Annotated in this window: 16 protein-coding genes and 1 tRNA gene; 7 read left to right on the top strand and 10 right to left on the bottom strand. The window is 60.7% G+C overall.

Going from position 1 to position 16,745, the window contains the following annotated elements:
- Positions 1 to 104: 104 nt before the first annotated feature.
- Positions 105 to 800: a response regulator transcription factor CtrA gene (gene ctrA / locus RQ479_RS30225; RefSeq protein WP_006203583.1), complete on the bottom strand. Its 696-nt coding sequence runs from the start codon at positions 798 to 800 to the stop codon at positions 105 to 107.
- Between the two features lie 451 nt (positions 801 to 1,251).
- On the opposite strand from ctrA, the gene RQ479_RS30220 reads away from it, so the two are divergent.
- Positions 1,252 to 1,629 (top strand): flagellar export protein FliJ, encoded by a 378-nt coding sequence (locus RQ479_RS30220; protein WP_023719275.1) that lies wholly within the window; start codon positions 1,252 to 1,254, stop codon positions 1,627 to 1,629.
- 62 nt (positions 1,630 to 1,691) lie between these two features.
- Here the strand turns inward: RQ479_RS30220 and RQ479_RS30215 are convergent, their stop codons facing one another.
- Positions 1,692 to 2,087 (bottom strand): helix-turn-helix domain-containing protein, encoded by a 396-nt coding sequence (locus RQ479_RS30215; RefSeq protein WP_292659975.1) that lies wholly within the window; start codon positions 2,085 to 2,087, stop codon positions 1,692 to 1,694.
- Between the two features lie 91 nt (positions 2,088 to 2,178).
- On the opposite strand from RQ479_RS30215, the gene RQ479_RS30210 reads away from it, so the two are divergent.
- Positions 2,179 to 3,105, top strand: coding sequence for an NADP-dependent oxidoreductase (locus RQ479_RS30210; RefSeq protein WP_352466763.1), 927 nt, complete (start codon positions 2,179 to 2,181; stop codon positions 3,103 to 3,105).
- Positions 3,106 to 3,162: 57 nt separating this feature from the next.
- On the opposite strand, the gene RQ479_RS30205 is transcribed toward RQ479_RS30210, so the two are convergent.
- Entirely contained in the window at positions 3,163 to 3,438 is a 276-nt protein-coding gene (locus RQ479_RS30205; protein WP_023679563.1) for a DUF1153 domain-containing protein, read from the bottom strand.
- A gap of 260 nt (positions 3,439 to 3,698) precedes the next feature.
- Here RQ479_RS30205 and mnmA point away from each other — a divergent pair, with 260 nt between their 5' ends.
- Positions 3,699 to 4,889, top strand: coding sequence for a tRNA 2-thiouridine(34) synthase MnmA (mnmA, locus tag RQ479_RS30200; RefSeq protein ID WP_376703441.1), 1,191 nt, complete (start codon positions 3,699 to 3,701; stop codon positions 4,887 to 4,889).
- A 106-nt stretch (positions 4,890 to 4,995) separates the two neighbouring features.
- On the opposite strand, the gene RQ479_RS30195 is transcribed toward mnmA, so the two are convergent.
- Entirely contained in the window at positions 4,996 to 5,955 is a 960-nt protein-coding gene (locus RQ479_RS30195) for a Gfo/Idh/MocA family protein (RefSeq protein WP_376703440.1), read from the bottom strand.
- A gap of 236 nt (positions 5,956 to 6,191) precedes the next feature.
- Here RQ479_RS30195 and RQ479_RS30190 point away from each other — a divergent pair.
- Positions 6,192 to 6,268: transfer RNA gene (locus RQ479_RS30190), tRNA-Met, on the top strand.
- Here the strand turns inward: RQ479_RS30190 and RQ479_RS30185 are convergent.
- Both RQ479_RS30185 and RQ479_RS30180 read right to left on the bottom strand, forming a co-directional pair.
- Positions 6,225 to 7,853 (bottom strand): recombinase family protein, encoded by a 1,629-nt coding sequence (locus RQ479_RS30185; protein ID WP_376706046.1) that lies wholly within the window; start codon positions 7,851 to 7,853, stop codon positions 6,225 to 6,227. The two genes, RQ479_RS30190 and RQ479_RS30185, sit on opposite strands and share 44 nt — an antisense overlap.
- 1,361 nt (positions 7,854 to 9,214) lie before the next feature.
- On the bottom strand, positions 9,215 to 9,610 hold the full coding sequence (locus RQ479_RS30180; RefSeq protein WP_376703439.1) for a VOC family protein: 396 nt from the start codon (positions 9,608 to 9,610) through the stop codon (positions 9,215 to 9,217).
- A 220-nt stretch (positions 9,611 to 9,830) separates the two neighbouring features.
- Here RQ479_RS30180 and RQ479_RS30175 point away from each other — a divergent pair, with 220 nt between their 5' ends.
- From RQ479_RS30175 to RQ479_RS30165, 3 genes are all read left to right on the top strand, one after another.
- Positions 9,831 to 10,136 (top strand): ribbon-helix-helix domain-containing protein, encoded by a 306-nt coding sequence (locus tag RQ479_RS30175; protein WP_376703438.1) that lies wholly within the window; start codon positions 9,831 to 9,833, stop codon positions 10,134 to 10,136.
- 126 nt (positions 10,137 to 10,262) lie between these two features.
- On the top strand, positions 10,263 to 10,790 hold the full coding sequence (locus tag RQ479_RS30170; RefSeq protein ID WP_376703437.1) for a hypothetical protein: 528 nt from the start codon (positions 10,263 to 10,265) through the stop codon (positions 10,788 to 10,790).
- 80 nt (positions 10,791 to 10,870) lie between these two features.
- Positions 10,871 to 12,958, top strand: coding sequence for a sigma-54-dependent Fis family transcriptional regulator (locus RQ479_RS30165; protein ID WP_376703436.1), 2,088 nt, complete (start codon positions 10,871 to 10,873; stop codon positions 12,956 to 12,958).
- Positions 12,959 to 13,059: 101 nt separating this feature from the next.
- Here the strand turns inward: RQ479_RS30165 and RQ479_RS30160 are convergent, their stop codons facing one another.
- The 4 genes from RQ479_RS30160 to RQ479_RS30145 form a co-directional block, all read right to left on the bottom strand.
- Positions 13,060 to 13,644: a DUF1097 domain-containing protein gene (locus RQ479_RS30160; RefSeq protein WP_376703435.1), complete on the bottom strand. Its 585-nt coding sequence runs from the start codon at positions 13,642 to 13,644 to the stop codon at positions 13,060 to 13,062.
- A gap of 51 nt (positions 13,645 to 13,695) precedes the next feature.
- Positions 13,696 to 13,887, bottom strand: a complete 192-nt coding sequence (locus RQ479_RS30155; RefSeq protein WP_376703434.1) for an aquaporin — start codon at positions 13,885 to 13,887, stop codon at positions 13,696 to 13,698.
- 72 nt (positions 13,888 to 13,959) lie between these two features.
- Complete coding sequence (locus RQ479_RS30150; protein ID WP_376703433.1) at positions 13,960 to 15,003, bottom strand: NAD(P)-dependent alcohol dehydrogenase; 1,044 nt, start codon at positions 15,001 to 15,003, stop codon at positions 13,960 to 13,962.
- A 36-nt stretch (positions 15,004 to 15,039) separates the two neighbouring features.
- Complete coding sequence (locus RQ479_RS30145) at positions 15,040 to 16,671, bottom strand: molecular chaperone GroEL (protein WP_376703432.1); 1,632 nt, start codon at positions 16,669 to 16,671, stop codon at positions 15,040 to 15,042.
- Between the last annotated feature and the right edge of the window lie 74 nt (positions 16,672 to 16,745).

The following is a 16,745-nucleotide window of genomic DNA, read 5'->3' as shown; positions in this document are numbered from 1 at the left end:
CAGAGCCTGTTCCATCCCGATGAAAGTCGGATGAGCTCTATCTCGTTGTTTTACCAGGTTCTTTTCCGAAAAATCGGCGCCCACTTTGGGATCATGCCCTTGGTTCAGGCGCTGACGCGGATATCTTCAGGCTCACGCAGCACATAGCCGCGGCCCCACACGGTCTCGATGTAATTCTGCCCGCCAGACGCGGCGTCGAGCTTCTTGCGGAGCTTGCAGATGAAGACGTCGATGATCTTCAACTCCGGCTCGTCCATGCCGCCATAGAGATGGTTGAGGAACATTTCCTTGGTCAGCGTGGTGCCCTTGCGCAGCGAGAGCAGTTCCAGCATCTGATATTCCTTGCCGGTCAGATGGACGCGCTGGCCACCGACTTCAACGGTCTTGGCATCGAGATTGACCACCAGGTCGCCGGTGGTGATGACCGACTGGGCATGGCCCTTGGAACGCCGCACGATGGCATGGATGCGGGCGACCAGTTCGTCCTTGTGGAAGGGCTTGGTCATGTAATCGTCGGCGCCGAAGCCGAGGCCGCGCACCTTGTCCTCGATGCCGGCCATGCCGGAGAGGATGAGGATCGGCGTCTTCACCTTGGAAAGGCGAAGTGTTCTCAAAACTTCATAGCCCGACATGTCGGGGAGATTGAGGTCGAGGAGAATGATGTCGTAATCGTAAAGCTTGCCTAGATCGACGCCCTCTTCACCAAGGTCGGTCGTATAGACATTGAAACTTTCTGATTTCAGCATCAGCTCGATGCTTTGTGCGGTTGCACTGTCGTCTTCTATCAGCAGAACGCGCATTTCATTCCCCTTTTCTGCTGCCGGACCATTTCACGACCCGTCCAGGACCGGAGCAGTGATTGCCCTGAGCAGAGGCTGCCATCGAATGGTTAATAAAACCTAATTCCCCGTCCGTGACGGTATCAGATTTTTTAACCCCTTTCTACACCTTGTTGAATCCAATAACGAATCACAGACCCAAACCGTTAATGCGGCACATTAATAAGCCAGACTAAGTGACTCTTCGGACTCGTTGGCCGGGTTTCGCGACGAGACGCAGAATTTTTACCCGCCCTTAAGTCCTGAGCCGTATGATTAACAATGCCCGTAAACGAATGGTTACCGCCGGCAAAAAACTTTAGGAGTTTGTTTCCCATAGTTCCGGGAAAGCCGGTGGAAACGGGTGAAGCCTGGGCCTTGCCGGGTGAATTGGACGATATGTGCAGGTGTGCGTTTCCGGGAGTACCGAATCATGAAGTCACGTGAAAACCTCGTTCGGCTGAAGCAATTTCAGGTGAGCGAGAAGCGGCGGCAGCTGCTGCAGCTCGACATGATGATCGCCGAATTCGAGCGCATGGCCGTCGAGCTGGAACTTCAGATCGCCGCCGAAGAGAAGAAGGCCGGCATCACCGACATCAATCATTTTGCCTATCCGACCTTCGCCAAGGCGGCACGCCTGCGCCGCGACAACCTCAGAAATTCGCAAAGCGACCTCGCCCAGCAACGAAATGTCGCCGAATCACTGCTGAGCGAAGCCGAAGCCGAGCTTTCGAAGGCCGAGATGCTCGAATCGCGCGACACCAAGGCTCGCGACACGGAAGCCGGCGGCCGCAGCGCCATGATCGGCTGAAAACAAGGCTTTAACGCACGTCGCGCTCGAGCGCCATTGCTGTGCACCGAACGGTGCCCGCATCAGGCACCCAGATCTTCTTGCTGTTCCGCCGCCCGCGCGCGCGCATTCTTGATGTCGGGCACATGCTGCTCCGACCAGGCTCTGATCTGATTGAGCAGTCCTGCCAGGTTCTGGCCAAGTTCGGTCAGCTCATATTCGACCCGCGGCGGAATGACAGGGAAAACCTCGCGCCGGACAAGGCCGTCGCGTTCCAGGATACGCAGCGTCTGCGTCAGCATTTTCGGCGTAATGCCTTCGAGCTTGCGCGCCAATTCGCCATTGCGGAGCCGGCCCCGGCGCAACGCACAGATCACCAAGTAGACCCATTTGCTGGCGAGCGTCTCAAGCACGGCGTGCGACGGGCACGTTCGTCGGAACGCGTCATAACCAGAAGGGAAACAATCATCGCTATCCATGAGGTGCGTATATATCATAAAGGTACATACTAGACAATAGAATGTAACTATCCAAATGATAGTGGCATATCAAACCAGCAGGAGAGCCTCCATGCGTGCCATTATCCAGAATTCCTTCGGCGGACCCGACGTCCTCGTCATTGCCGATCGCCCCGCGCCATCACCCGAGGCTGGCGAAGTGCTCGTCCGCATCGAGGCGGCCGGCATCAATCCGGTCGACGGCGCAGTGCGGGGCGGCCACTATCCGCTGCTTGGCGAGCCGCCTTTTGTCCTTGGCTGGGACGTTTCGGGAATTGTCGAGGCGCTGGGCTCCGGCGTCTCCGGCCTCAAGGTCGGCGATGCCGTCTTCGGCATGACGCGCTTTCCCAAACAGGCGGCAGCTTACGCCGAACTCGCCGCTGTCCCGGCTGATGAGCTTGCGCCGAAACCTGAAGGCATAGATCACGCGCAAGCCGCCGCGCTGCCGCTGGCCGGCCTGACGGCCTGGCAAGGCCTTGTCCGCCATGGCCGGCTCGAACCTGGCAAGCGCGTGCTGATCCACGCCGGAGCCGGCGGCGTCGGCCATCTGGCGGTGCAGATCGCCAAGGCGCACGGCGCTTACGTCGTCGCAACCGCGAGCCCGGAAAAGCTCGATTTCGTCCGCTCGCTCGGCGCCGACGAGGTGATCGACTACACAAGGGATGATTTCACCGGGAAGGCCCGCGACATCGATCTGGTTCTGGACCCGTTCGGCGGCGAGCATGCGGAGCAATCGCTGGAAGTGCTCAAGGCCGGCGGCGTTCTGGTGTCGCTGCTCGATGTCAGCGATGCCACCAAAGCAAAGGCCAGGACGCGAGGCATCCGCGTCGAGCGCATGTCCGTAGTGCCCGACCGTGCCGCTCTGGTGGAGCTCGGCAAATTGATCGACGCGAAAAAGCTGGCCGTCCACGTGGCAAAGGCGTTTCCGCTCGAACAGGCAGGTGCCGCCCATGCCTTCCTCGCCACCAGGCCGATCGGCAAGGTGGTGCTGACGGTCTGAAATTGCAGATCGTCGCCCCTCGCAAACGTAAGGGCGCGGATCGGCGCCCTTACCGGCCTAATGCCGGTATTGCTGGATGCGCGTGGTGCGCAGCCCGGCAAGGCCGTATTCGTCGATCGACGCCTGCCAGGACAGGAATTCCTCGGTGGTGAGCTTGTAGCGCTGGCACGCCTCTTCGAGGCTCAAAAGCCCGCCACGCACCGCCGCCACCACTTCCGCCTTGCGCCGGATAACCCAGCGACGTGTGTTTGTCGGCGGCAGATCGGCGATGGTAAGTGGGCTGCCGTCTGGCCCGATAACATATTTGACTCGCGGTCTAATTAGATCGGTCATCGTACTCTCTACAAAAAACTCAAAGACCCAATCCCCACCACATTACCGCCACAGCTTTAAAATTTGCCTAAGCAGACCCTAATGGTTAGGTAAGGATCATGAACGCGGCGTTAGCCTTTTCGTCGGCATTTGAGACATCTGCCGGCAAGCGCGTTGAATCCGGCAGGACAATGAGCCGGCCCGGCAAAGCTGGCGCAGCCGGGCCGCTTGACCTATATTCCGGCCATTGGCATTGAAGCGCCGTGCAGAACGAAAGAACCATGAACAGCCTCGACCTTCCCGGACGCCCCGAAAACACCCGCGTCGTCGTCGCCATGTCGGGCGGTGTCGATTCGTCGGTCGTTGCCGGTCTGCTGAAGCGCGAGGGCTACGACGTCGTCGGCGTCACGCTGCAGCTTTACGACCACGGCGCGGCAACGCACCGGGCCGGCTCATGCTGCGCCGGCCAGGACATCGACGATGCCCGCCGCGTCTCCGAGACGCTCGGCATCCCGCACTACGTGCTCGATTACGAGGAGCGCTTCCGCAAGGCGGTGATCGACCCGTTCGCCGAGAGCTATGTCGCCGGCGAAACGCCGATCCCTTGCGTTGCCTGCAATCAGACGGTGAAATTCGCCGACCTTCTGGCGACCGCCAAGGAACTCGGCGCCGACGCGCTGGCCACCGGCCACTACATCCGTTCCGGCGCCAATGGCGCCCACCGCGCGCTTTACCGGCCGGTCGACGCCGACCGCGACCAGAGCTACTTCCTGTTCGCCACTACCCAGGCGCAGATCGATTATCTGCGTTTTCCGCTCGGCGGCCTTTCGAAGCCTGAGGTTCGCGCCATCGCCGGGGAGATGGGATTGACGGTTGCCGCCAAGCAGGACAGCCAGGACATCTGCTTCGTGCCGCAGGGCAAGTATTCCGACATCATCGCCAAGCTGAAGCCGGCTGCCGCCAATCCAGGCGACATCGTCCATATAGACGGGCGCGTGCTTGGCCGCCACGAGGGCATTTTGCGCTATACCGTCGGTCAGCGCCGCGGCATCGGCATCGCCTCCGGCGAGCCGCTCTACGTCGTTCATCTCGACGCCGACCGGGCCCGCGTCGTCGTCGGCCCGCGCGAGGCGCTGGAGACCCACAAGATCTTCTTGCGCAACGTGAACTGGCTGGGCGATGGCCCGCTGACCGATATCCCGGCGGCCGGGCTTGAGCTTTTTGCCAAGGTGCGCTCGACGCGGCCGCCGCGCCCAGCCGTGCTGCATCACCGCGCCGGCGTCACTTCGGTGGAGCTGGTCGACGGCGAATCCGGCATCGCGCCCGGTCAGGCTTGCGTGCTCTATTCCGACGATGGCAACGAGGCGCGTGTGTTCGGCGGCGGCTTCATCGAGCGCTCCGAGCGCGGCGCCGAAGCCGAGGCGATGCTGACGCGGCTTGCCGTCCAGCCGGCGCGGGTTCCCGCCGAATAGACGGCGTTTTCTCTTTGATGCATGTTGCAGCGGTTTTGCGATAACGACATGCATAAAAACAAAAACCTGAAGCGCGTCGTATGAGGTCGAACGAACGCGACGCGCTTTAGGACCTTGTGTGGGCGACGGTGCCGGCGGTCAGGATGCGCAGCACCCTGATGGCTTCCTCGCCGCTGGTGCGCGGTTCGGCCCGCGTCTCGATGCAGTGGATGAAATGCTCGAGCTCGCGCGTCAGCGGCATGCCCTCGCCGACCGCGACATAGGACGGCTCGTTGGCGGTGAACGCCCATTGCCCGCTGTCCTGCCACACCGCGTGGCGGTACACGGCAAGCTTGCGCTCCCACGGCTCGACATCGTCAAATACCGCCATTGCCTTGGTGCCGACCACGGTCAGCCGCCGTTCGCGGTAAGGGTTGAGCCGCGAGGCGAACAGATGGCCGCGCAGGCCGTTGGGAAAGCGCATGTGCAGATGCGCGAAGTCGCTTAGATTGTCGAGAAGGGCAGCGCCTTCGCCGCGCACCTCGACCGGCTCGGTGCCGGTGATGGCCAGGATCATCGACAGATCGTGCGGCGCCAGATCCCACAATGCATCGTTTTCGGTATGGAACTTGCCGAGGCCGAGCCGATGCGAATGGATGTAGCGGACCTCGCCGAGCTCGCCATTGTCGATCAGCGCCTTCAGCGTCTCGAAGGCGGGATGGAAGCGCAGCACGTGGCCGACCATGAAGACACGGCCATTATCGGCGGCCGCCTGCACCGAGCGCTCGGCATCGGCCACTGTCAGCGCGATCGGCTTCTCCACCAGCACGTCCTTGCCCCCGAGCACGGCGCGCACCGCCATGTCGGCATGGAACTGCGGCGGCAGCGCCATGACGATGGCGTCGACATCGTCGCGGGCAAACAGCGCCTCCGGCTCGATCGCCAGGCAGTCCTGCTCGCTGGCAAAACCCTCCGCACGCGCCGGGTTGACGTCCGAAACCGCGTGCAGCGCGCCGAGCGCCTTGAGGGTGCGGATGTGGTTGCTGCCCCAGTATCCGCAACCGAGGACTGCAATGCGCGGTTTCATCAATTCATGACCATGGCTTTCGTGGCCGAGACATAGCGACGTGCCTCGCTGAACTCAACCCCGGCCTGTGCGCCCAAATGTCTGCCCGGCAAAGCTTTAGGCGCCAGCAATATGCCGGCTCGGCAGCCACTTCGATGCTTGACAGGCTTGGCCTCGCAACCTTATATCCGCGCGACCTTGGCGAACGCGCCGATATGCCTGCCGATTTAAGCTGGATTTCGGGCCTTCGCCGCCCTGGCGGGGTAGCTCAGTTGGTTAGAGCACGGGAATCATAATCCTGGGGTCGGGGGTTCAAGTCCCTCTCCCGCTACCACCTTTCCCCACACTCCTTTGATGCCGTTGGGGAAGGCATTCTCGCCCAAGAGTGCCGTTAGACGTCCGGCGATTTCGACTTCGATTCCGCCGATCCTCGAAGGATCTCGAAACACAGTAACGGTGTCGATCAACTCCCGCATCGCCTCTGCGGACTCGGGATCGCCTGCCTCAAGGCCCTTGGCAAGCCCTGCTCGAAGTTGGTTTACTTGTTCCTCGTAGCGTGCCAGCACAGCAGGATGCAGCGCGATCACGCCGGTCGCCGCGGGCGCCTGATCCAGCTCAGCCACAATGCACTTGCGCTCTTCATTGAGCGTCGTTGATTGCGGTCCCAGCACGGCTGGGTCGCCATGGCCTTTGGCAATGGCGTTGACCAGCCGCTCGATCTCCCGAGATAGTTCTCCAAGCCGTCGCTCCAAACGAGTGCGCCTGGCATCGGTGTCGGCTGCCAAGCGCTTCCGTTCTTCGTGGTACGTTTGGACGTAGTGGGCAATTACTTCAGGATGGCGCAGCTCGGCGTTAAGCCCGTTCAGAACTGCAGTTTCGACCGTATCCAAATAAAAGGTTTTGGGATCGGGACATGTTCCGCTTTCCGTGGCGGCCGAGCAACGGATGCGAATACGTCTGGACTTGTCCTTGCCGTTTGACGACATTCCCGCTCCACAAGCGCCGCACCTCAAGAGCCCCGACAACATATGCCGTGGTCGGCGCTGATGGCTTGGATGGGTGATTGCGCGAGCCTTTTTCCTCTCCCGTGCCGCCTCGAACAGGTCGGGCGAAACAATGGCGAGATCGGGAACTTCGATTGTTCGCCATTCGCTCTTAGGATTCGGGCGCGAGACACGCTTCCCACTATCAGGGTCCTTGACCATTCGGACCCTGTTCCAAATCAACCGGCCGACATAGAGTTCATTCTGAAGCAGCCCCGTCCCTCTCTGCGCGTTTCCATTGATGGTAGAGGCATTCCAGGCTCGACCACGAGGTGGAGGTATGCGGTCTCTGTTGAGTTTGTGAGCGATGTCGCGCGGGGTCTGTCCGTCGACGTATTCCCTGAAGATACGACGCACGATCTCCGCTTCGTCCTCTGCGATCAGCCGCTTCCCAGGATCTCCTAGCACGTAAGTGTAGCCGTAGGTTATTCCACCCGCGTGGAGCCCCTTGTTGATCCGGCCGGCTTGGCCCCGCCGAACTTTGTGAGCATTGTCCTCTCGATAGAGTTGCCCAACAAGACCGCGAAGCCCGACCAAAACTGTGTTCACCACGCCTTCGTGGACGGCACGAATTTCGACGCTAAGAAATGAAAGGCGCTTGTGAATGCCGGCGAGGTCTTCCATGTCGCGAGAGAGCCGGTCAAGCGCCTCTACGACCAGCACATCAAATTCGTGCTCACGAGCTTTGTCCATGAGGTGGAGCAAACCATCACGGCCCATAACGGACCCGCCGGAGCGAGCTCGGTCGTCAAACGTTGCGACAATGCTCAGACCCTCGCGCTCGGCGTATGTTCGGCACAACGCGAGTTGATCGTCTATAGATCGTTCATTCTGAAGATCGGTTGAGAAGCGTGCGTAGATCGCGGCTCGATTCATGATGTATTTTCTCGGCCTGTTCACGTGCGTGATCTTCGCGGGCCGCTTGGCGCGCGAGAGCACTTGCAAGGCGCAGAATCGCTCTGTCAGGCGCCTGGCGCAAGACCCGTTTTGGGGATTTCACCACCATTGCGGGTGGCGCTCGCAACAAGTCAAGAATAGCGTCCGCCATGTTGGCTCGGAGAATAGCAGTCCGCAGGATGGGTAGCCTCCTTCAAGCCTGCCGAGTTCATGATCTTGGTCCATGTGTCCCAAGATGTGCTTATGCAGGAGACCAGAGAAGCCATCAAACCGACCAGTCGCAGAAAAGGATAGCAAAGCGTGCTATTCGGAAAGTCGCGAGCTTGATCGGTTGAACTCGTTCAGCCTTGTCGGGAAAAACGACAAGTTCAAATAACGGACACGCAACCACCGATGCTGGCATTCACCAATCGTGACGGTTAGACAAGTCAGCCAGTATCGCAGGGTTGCGATTGGTAGGCCCGGAGGGCGTATTTCATCTGTGATTACATTGAGTTTTCGCGCGCGGTAGACGGCCTCCTGAAAACACCGCGCCGACCAGGCCGTTCATGCTCATAATCGTGCTGATCATGATCGGTGATTACCTCTCGCGGGCTCGCGGATTAAATTGGAATCAGCTCGAATTCCTACCCATTCTACGTCGACACCAGTTGGCTCTCCACACCAAGGATCGTTGGCCAGGCAGGAGCGTTTCGTCTGGATAATACTTCGAGGTGGCGTAAGGATTCCAGTCCGAAGTCGCTGGGCTTCAGTAGCGTATACCGGGCGCCTCCTGCGCTCGCGTAACGCGCGACGCAGACCGGCGGCACGACTACGACATCCTCCATTGTGATAACGCGCATGTCGATCGCGGGAGCCGAAAAGTCCGGGTGAGGCGAGATTTCCAATATCGCACTTGAAAAAGTCTCGACTTATGAACTGGCGCCGCCACTGCCAATAAACCCCTGCGGGCAGATCTGCGCCCAACAACACGCTGCGTTCGGGCATATAGCCGGCGAGAAGGTTGGCAATCGGGCCGGCACCAAACCAAAATACCAGAACGATTGGGCGATAGCTCCACAGGTTGTCGCGGAAGTTGCCAAAACCCGCTCTGACAGTAATTACTCGCTCTACACGCTAGTCGTGACGCCGGAAGGGAATCATCAAGGCACCCATGGAGTAACCAAACAGCCAAAGGGTCCCCCTGGGGCAAATTCGCGAAGAGTCGCCTCAGCGGCAATTTGATCCTCAATACCCCACGTCGTCATTGTTGTTCGGCTCTACCGCAGCGGCGCGTGGACAGATTCACCAAAGCCACGATAGTCATACGCGAGAACACCAATTCCGCTTGCCGCAGCCCTCTATTTGTAGCGGCCGTGGCGCTGCAGCACTTCGATCTGGTAACCGTCGGGGTCGCCCACGAAAAAGAACCGCGCAAACAGCCCGCCTTCGTGGTTGAACTCGACAATTTTTCGCGGATTGAGGCCTGCCGCCGCCAAGCGCTCGTGTTCTGCCTCTAGGTTGTCAACGCAAAGGGCGATGTGGCCATAGCCGTCGCCCAGCGAGTAAGGTTCTTCCCTGCCCTTGTTGATCGTCAGTTCGAGTTCGAAATCGGCTTCCGCATTGCGCAGGTAAACCAGTGTGAACGTGTCGAAATCCAACCGGTCCGCAACATTTAGTCCGAATGCGCTTCTGTAGAAATTGACCGACAGGTTCTCTTCCAGCACCCTGATCATCGAATGAATTACTTTCGCCAAAGGAGCCTCCGGTCTGCCGAGCGGTTTCGCATACAGTAGACCGTGGCCTATTGGCCGGAAAAAGGGTGGCAGCCGGTTAGCACGTCGAAAAATTGAGGCGTAAGGGCGGTTCACTCACGAAAGTCCGATTGCAGTCACCGCAAATTGAGCGGAAAATGCGCTGGTGGTCCCCACGAATGGGTGCAGAAACTGCGCTTTCGCCAAAATGGGAGGATTTCGCGTGTGTAAAGTCTTTGCGGGGCAGGATCCGGAAGGGTACCGGCTAATCAATCGCTCAGTTCGAATAGCTGGCCATTCGACCAGCATCCAGCTCGAGGCCGCTTTTTGGACGCTGTTGGACGAGATCGCCCAGGGACAGGGGATGACGGCGCCGAAATTCCTCTCGACGCTTTACGACGAAGCACTGGAGATCAATGGCCATATCCCGAACTTTGCATCCATGCTGCGCACCACGTGCACACTCTACCTGCGCGCGAGGCAACCGCTCGACAATGAATCCTCGGAACTCACGAACAAGGCAGCCTGACACGCGGCCATTACGTTCGAATGCCCGAAATCCCGTGTAGCAGCCGCCTGCTACCAGCGACCCGAATTTTGGCGCTATCTAATATCAATGGCGGATCTGGCGGGGGCGGTGTAGGATTCGCCTCACATGAAGAAGAACGAGCCGTGTCAACGGCAACGCCGAGCGAATCTGGGAGGATTCATGGTCGAGATTATCTCCAAGCGGGATGGGCCGCGGCGCGAGGACGTACAGGTCAAAAGACTGATAGAGCAGAACCGCTCGACCATCGTTCGCCTTGCCGACCAGATTAGCGGCGGCGGCTATTCGGCTTCGAGGAAACCACGCCAGCAACCGAAAGCGGAAGGTCTGATCATCCATATTGGCGGCAGCGCGGCGCCTGTGGCCGAACCCAAGCCGTCCATCCAAGTCACCATGAACGGCCGTGTGATCTCCAAAGATCAGAACACAGGCCGCCAACTTCATCACATCGGCGATATCCGCAACCGGGACGGAGACCAGGTCTTCGTTCTGGCGACGAAGCAGAATGGCTTCTTCTCGCCGGTCAACGAAACCGTCGCCGCAGCGCTTGCCGAGTTAGACGGATTCCGCCTCGCCGCCACCTACACCGAAGAACAGCTTGCCGCCGACATCGGGGCGAAACTCGGCATCTACTAACGGGAAGACACTTGGACTCTGTACGTCCAGGCCGCGACAGCTACAGCAATGGCATGCCCCCAAGGTTCCGTGATGGCTGAATGAAACGCGTGACAGGCCCCAATCAGATGAAGATAGATGCTCTTCCAGCGCGTGCGTCGGTGGCTGCTGGGCAGATGATTCTGGGCAACATCGACTATGATGAGCGTGCTACCATGCGCGCCTGGGAAAGTTTTCTGGCCGACGAGCCCACATGTGCGCGCGATCCAGTCCACCCACGCCACGTCCGCTCCCTCATTCACGAGTCCTGGTACCGCAGCGCCACCGGCGGCATCAATGCTCAAGGAATTGAAGCGCCGCTGAGCAGCGATCGCGACGAGATAGAATACCTGACGCGGGCCAATGCAGAACTTCTTTCAGCGGCGCGGCGGTCGTTCGCCTCCCTTGGCCAGCTACTGGACGGCACAGGCGCGATGCTGGTTCTGGCCGACAGCGACGGCGTGTTGATCGACACCATCGGCGACAAGAAGACGCTGCATGACGGCATGGATATCCACCTCGCCATCGGCGGTAAGTGGAACGAAGAAGCCGTCGGCACCAACGGCATCGGCACTGCGCTGTGGACCGGCGAGCCAACTTTCGTCCATGCGGCAGAGCATTTCTGCGCCGGCATCAAATCCTGGACCTGTGCCGGCGCACCGATTCGCGATCCGCTGGACGGCAAGATCATCGGTGTGGTCGACCTGTCAGGCTATTCGCCGATCTTCCGGCCGCACAACACCGCGCTCGTTGCCGCCACGGCCCGGCAGATCGAAAAGGCGTTGGCCGAACAGCAGCAGGAACAGCGCACGCGCCTGCTCGAAGCCTTCATCTCGTCGGCTCCCAGCTACCGCCGAAAGGACGGCTTGGTCATCGTCGACCATCGCGGCCGTGCCATCTTCTGCAACAACGTGCCTGACGGCGAGACCACCGAGATGATGGACGGCCCGATGGAGCCGGGCCGTGGCCGCTGGCTGATGAACCTCCCGTCGTCCGGTTCCGACGCGGACCTCGCCAGGGCGCTACCGGCGCATCTGCGATCGTGCCACATCACGCCGCTCAAGCTCGATGGCGACCTCCGCGGCGCGGCGTTGGTATTCCCCCCTGTGCCAGCAGTCTCCAGCGTGGCGGTGGTCCACCGGGAAGTGAACAAACACCTTCAGGATGCTGTCGCTATGATCGTCGGTGAAAGCGAAGCGCTGGAGGCTGCGATCGACGTCACCTGCCGCGTCGCCCAGTCGACCAGCGTTGCATCGCTGTTGCTCGAAGGCGAAACAGGTGTCGGGAAAGAATTGTTTGCGCGGCTTGTCCATGCCGGCAGCCGGCGCACAGCAAACGACCCGTTCATTGCGATGAATTGCGGGGCGATCACCAGGGATCTGTTCGGCAGCGAATTGTTCGGTCACGTCGCAGGCGCCTTTACCGGCGCCTCGCGTGAAGGCAAACCGGGCGTTTTCGAGCTCGCCAATGGCGGCGTCCTCAGTCTGGACGAGATCGGCGAATTGCCACTCGAGATCCAGCCGTTTCTGCTGCGCATCCTGGAAGAGCGCGTGGTCAACCGCATTGGCGACAGCCGCGGTCGCCCGGTGGATGTGCGCCTGGTCGCCTCGACCAATCGCGATCTCAAGCAGGAAGTTGCCGCAGGCCGCTTCCGTCGCGATCTCTATTACCGAATTGGCGCGGTTTCGATCACGGTCCCGCCGCTGCGCGAGCGCGGCGACGATGTGCTGCTGCTGATCGAACACTTCAACCGGCAGATCGCCACCGCATCAGGCGAGGAGCCGCTGGAATTTTCGCACCAAGCGCTGGACGCGTTGCTCGCCTATCGTTGGCCCGGCAATGTGCGCGAACTGAAGAACCTCATGGCGCGGTTGCACATCTTGGCGCGCGGTGGGGCTGTCGGCGTCCAGGATCTTCCGGGGGAAATCAGTGCCGGCGATCGCCACAATGTGACCCTGCACAGCGATCATCCCGCAGCCATGCTCGAAGCCCCGGTGTGCACATTCGAAGATGCAGAATGCCAGGCGATTAAGAACGCGCTTGCCGCAGAGAGTGGCAATCTCAGCAAGGTCGCCCTGAGGCTCGGTATTTCGCGGCCGACGCTCTATCGCAAGCTGGGGCAATACGGCATCCGGCGCGGTTTCATTTAGACCCAGGTCCGTTCACCGGCACAAAAAACCCGCGGCATTCGCGCCGCGGGTTGGGAGATTCGTCAACAGAGTTTGCCCTCAGGCAGCGGTCGCGGGCATGATCAGGCTTTTACGACAGCACCCGTCACTTTCTCCGAGACGTAGCCGAGGATGTTGCCGAGGATCAGCGAGATAACCACGGCGGCCGCGATCTTGGTGATGCCGCCGATGCCTTCGCCATAAGCGGCGGCACCAAGTAGAAAAAGGGCGGCAGTCGTTGCATAGCCATAGACTGCTGACGGAATGGCGCTCAGCAATGGCAGCTTGGCGGCGAGTATCAGGACGACGATTGAAATGCCGACGCAAAGCCCGGCCATGATCGCCGTAACACCAATGGACGTCAGTGCTATCAGTGCGCCGGCGGCGCAGACCGCTCCCCAGAGGTTTGCAACCGCCGAATTCTTGAAACCGGCTTCCTTGCCGCCACAGTGATAAAAACTCCCCCAGCCTACAAACACCGCCCAGATCAGCAAATAGGGGTTGCCGATGGTGATGGCGGTCCACGTTGCAATGCCGCCCATAATGCCGATGACGACAGCCAACCCTGTGATAAGATCCATATTGTCCTCCCGTTTTTCCAAAGCTCGAAGCAAACAAACTCGTTTCAGGATCGCGCTTCGCTGACGTCCCGACACGCAAATCGCCATGGCATCAACCACACGGCTCAGGAAGAAAAGCTTGCCGGGTCAGGCAAGCAATCAGGCCGGCTGAGCCGCCGGTTCGCGGGCGCCCGAAATCGGTCCGATCGAATAGGCCATAGCCACCACCGACAGGCCGAACGCCATTGCGACGCCGAGCAGGCCGACTTCGGAACGCATGAACAGAACTGTCGCGCAGCCGAAGAAAACCAGCGCGAAGGTTCCGATGAATTCGCAGACGTATTTGTTCATTTTTTCCTCTCCTTGCAGATGATGACGGGACCGAGACGCCGCGCCCGTTCTGCACGCGCCCGGCCCGGGATTTCAGGGAACGATAACCCCGCGTCCGGTGAACCGCCGGTTCTTGAAATCGTCGAGCGCGGTGTTGATGCTGGCGAGGTTGTATTCGGTATAGTGCATCTTCACCTTGCCGTCGGCGTTGAGCTCCATCAGTTCGACCAGCTCGGTGAAATTGCCGACCAGGCTGCCGCCGATGTTGATCTCCTCGATGACCAGATGCGCGGTCGGCACGTTGATATTGCCGCCATAGCCGACGACGAACAGTTGCCCGCCCTTGCGCACCATCTTCCAGCAGATGTTTTCGACACCGAGTTCGCCGACGAAGTCGATCACCACATGGGCGCCGCCGCCGGTGATCTGAGTGACCTCCTCGACGATGTTCGGTCCGCCATCGAGGACGAAGTCGGCGCCGAGATCCTTGGCCAGCACCTGTGCTGCCGGCTCGCGATCGACCGCGATGATGCGGCAGCCCGAGATCGTGTGCAGCGATTGCAGCGCAATATGGCCGAGCCCGCCTATGCCGAGCAGCACACAGTAGCTGCCTGGCCTTAGCAGCTTGGCCGCCCGCTTGGCGGCGCGGTAGGCGGTGATGCCGGCATCGGCCAGCGGCGCTACTTCGATTGGCGTGACGTTGGCGTTGAGTTTGATCAACGAGCGTTCGCCGGTGATGAAATATTCGGCAAAGCCGCCATTCATGCCAAGGCCGGGAAACTGGCCGTTGTCGCAGTACATATCCTCGCCGTGCCGACAGTTTAGGCAGATGCCGCAAGAGCGGAACGGATGGCAGATCACGGCGTCGCCGCGCTTGACCGATCGGACGCCGCTGCCGACCTCCTCGACCCAGCCGGCATTTTCATGGCCCATGATGTAAGGCAACAGCGTGCCTTCGGGATCCATGGTCGGCTTCCACACGCCTTCAATGATGTGCAGGTCGGTGCGGCAAAGGCCGGCGGCACCGACCCGTACGATCACTTCGTCGGGGGCGGTGATCGTCGGTGCCTTGACCTCCTCGATCCTGAGCTGGACGTTCATTTTCGGATCGTATTCGTACAGTCTGGCAGCTTTCATCGTCCTATCCTTTCACGTCGAGATTGTTCGGATTGCTCAGGCGCGGCCGAGCTTCTCAGAGCCGCCGCCGCGAGCCGGTCCGGCCGTCGGGTCCTCATCCTCGGCGAGATGGCCAATCAGCGTTTCGGTGGTCAGGATCAGCGTCGCCACCGAAGCCGCGTTGGCGAGCGCTGTGTAGGTGACGCGGACCGGATCGATGATCCCCGCCTCGAACATGTTCTGGTAGCTGCCGGCAGACGCGTTGTAGCCGTAGCCGCCGTTGATGCGCGTGACTTCGGCCACGACTGCTTCGGGATCGGCGCCGGCGTTGGCGGCGATGCGCCAGAGCGGCCTCGACAGCACCGACCGCACCAGGCGCACGCCTTCGGCGATATCGCCCTCGACGCCGTTCGCCACCTTGTCGAGCAGCGGCGCAATCTGGGCAAGCGCTGAGCCGCCGCCGGCGACCACGCCCTCTTCGGATGCGGCGCGTACGGCATTTAGCGAATCCTCGATAAGCTGGATGGTTCGCTTCTGCTCCACTGGCGTGACACCGCCGGCATAAAGAATCGCGGTGCCGCCGGACAGCTTGGCCAGGCGTTCGCGCAGCTTGTCCTGATCGATGTTCGGCGGCGAGGCTTCATACTGCCGCTGCACCTGGGCGCGGCGCGATGCGATCGCCGCATGATTGCCGCCGCCGCGAATGATCGAGGTGTAGGACGAACTGGTCTTCACCCGGTCAGCCGTCCCGAGATCGTCAGCGGTGATGTCTTCCAGCCGGCCGCCGAGGTCGCGTGCGATCACCTTGCCGCCGGTGATGATCGCCAAATCCTCCATCATCGCCTTGCGCCAATGACCATATTCCGGCGGATGGACGACGAGGTATTTTCCAGATCCCTGCTTGCCGAGCAGCGTCACCACCACTTCCGGCGACATTTCCTCGGACACGACCAGCAACGGCCGACCACTCTGGTCGACAATGCGGCGAACCGCATCGAGCTGCTCGGGCTCCTTGATCTTGAGATCGGTCATCAGGATATAGGGCCGTTCGAGAACCGCCTCCATCTTCTCCTGATCGGTCACCATGTGGTGAGAGAGATAACCGCGGTCGAAGGACATGCCCTCGACCACATCGAGCGTGGTCTCTGTCGTGACGCTGAAGTCCGTGGTGATGACACCTTCGGCTCCCACGCGCTGATGGGCTTCCGCCACCAGTGCGCCAAGCTTGGCATCGGTCGCCGCGATGTTGGCGACCGAAGCGAGAATGCCGTTGCCCTTGGCGGGCTTGGCCGAAGCCTTGAGCGCGGCCACGACCGCCGCCACGGCAAGGTCGATGCCCTTGCACAGATCGACGGATTTCACGCCGCGTTCATTCGCGTCCACGCCACCCTGGATAAGAGCGTTGGCGAGCACGATGGCAGTCGTAGTACCGTCGCCGGCGACCTCGTTGGTCTGCATCGAGACCTCGCGGACCACCTGTGCGCCCATGTTTTCGAAACGGTCGTGCAGTTCGATCTCGGAGGCGATGCTGACACCGTCACGGGTCACCATCGGCGTGCCGATCGGCCGGTCGATCATGGCGTTCATGCCCTTGGGGCCGAGTGTCGGCTCGACGGCGGCGGCCAGGCGAAAGACGCCGCGGGCGAGAGCACGGCGGGCTTCCGAGTTGTGAAGCATTATTTTGGGCATGATTCCTCCTTCCGCCTTACGGGCGGGTTGTTGGTTCGGGGCCTCGTGCAAGGGAGGCCGTTGTGTCAGCTCTG

Source organism: Mesorhizobium sp. ISC25 (genome assembly GCF_042295465.1).
GTDB lineage: Bacteria > Pseudomonadota > Alphaproteobacteria > Rhizobiales > Rhizobiaceae > Mesorhizobium.
This window is presented reverse-complemented; position numbering and strand designations above follow the sequence as displayed.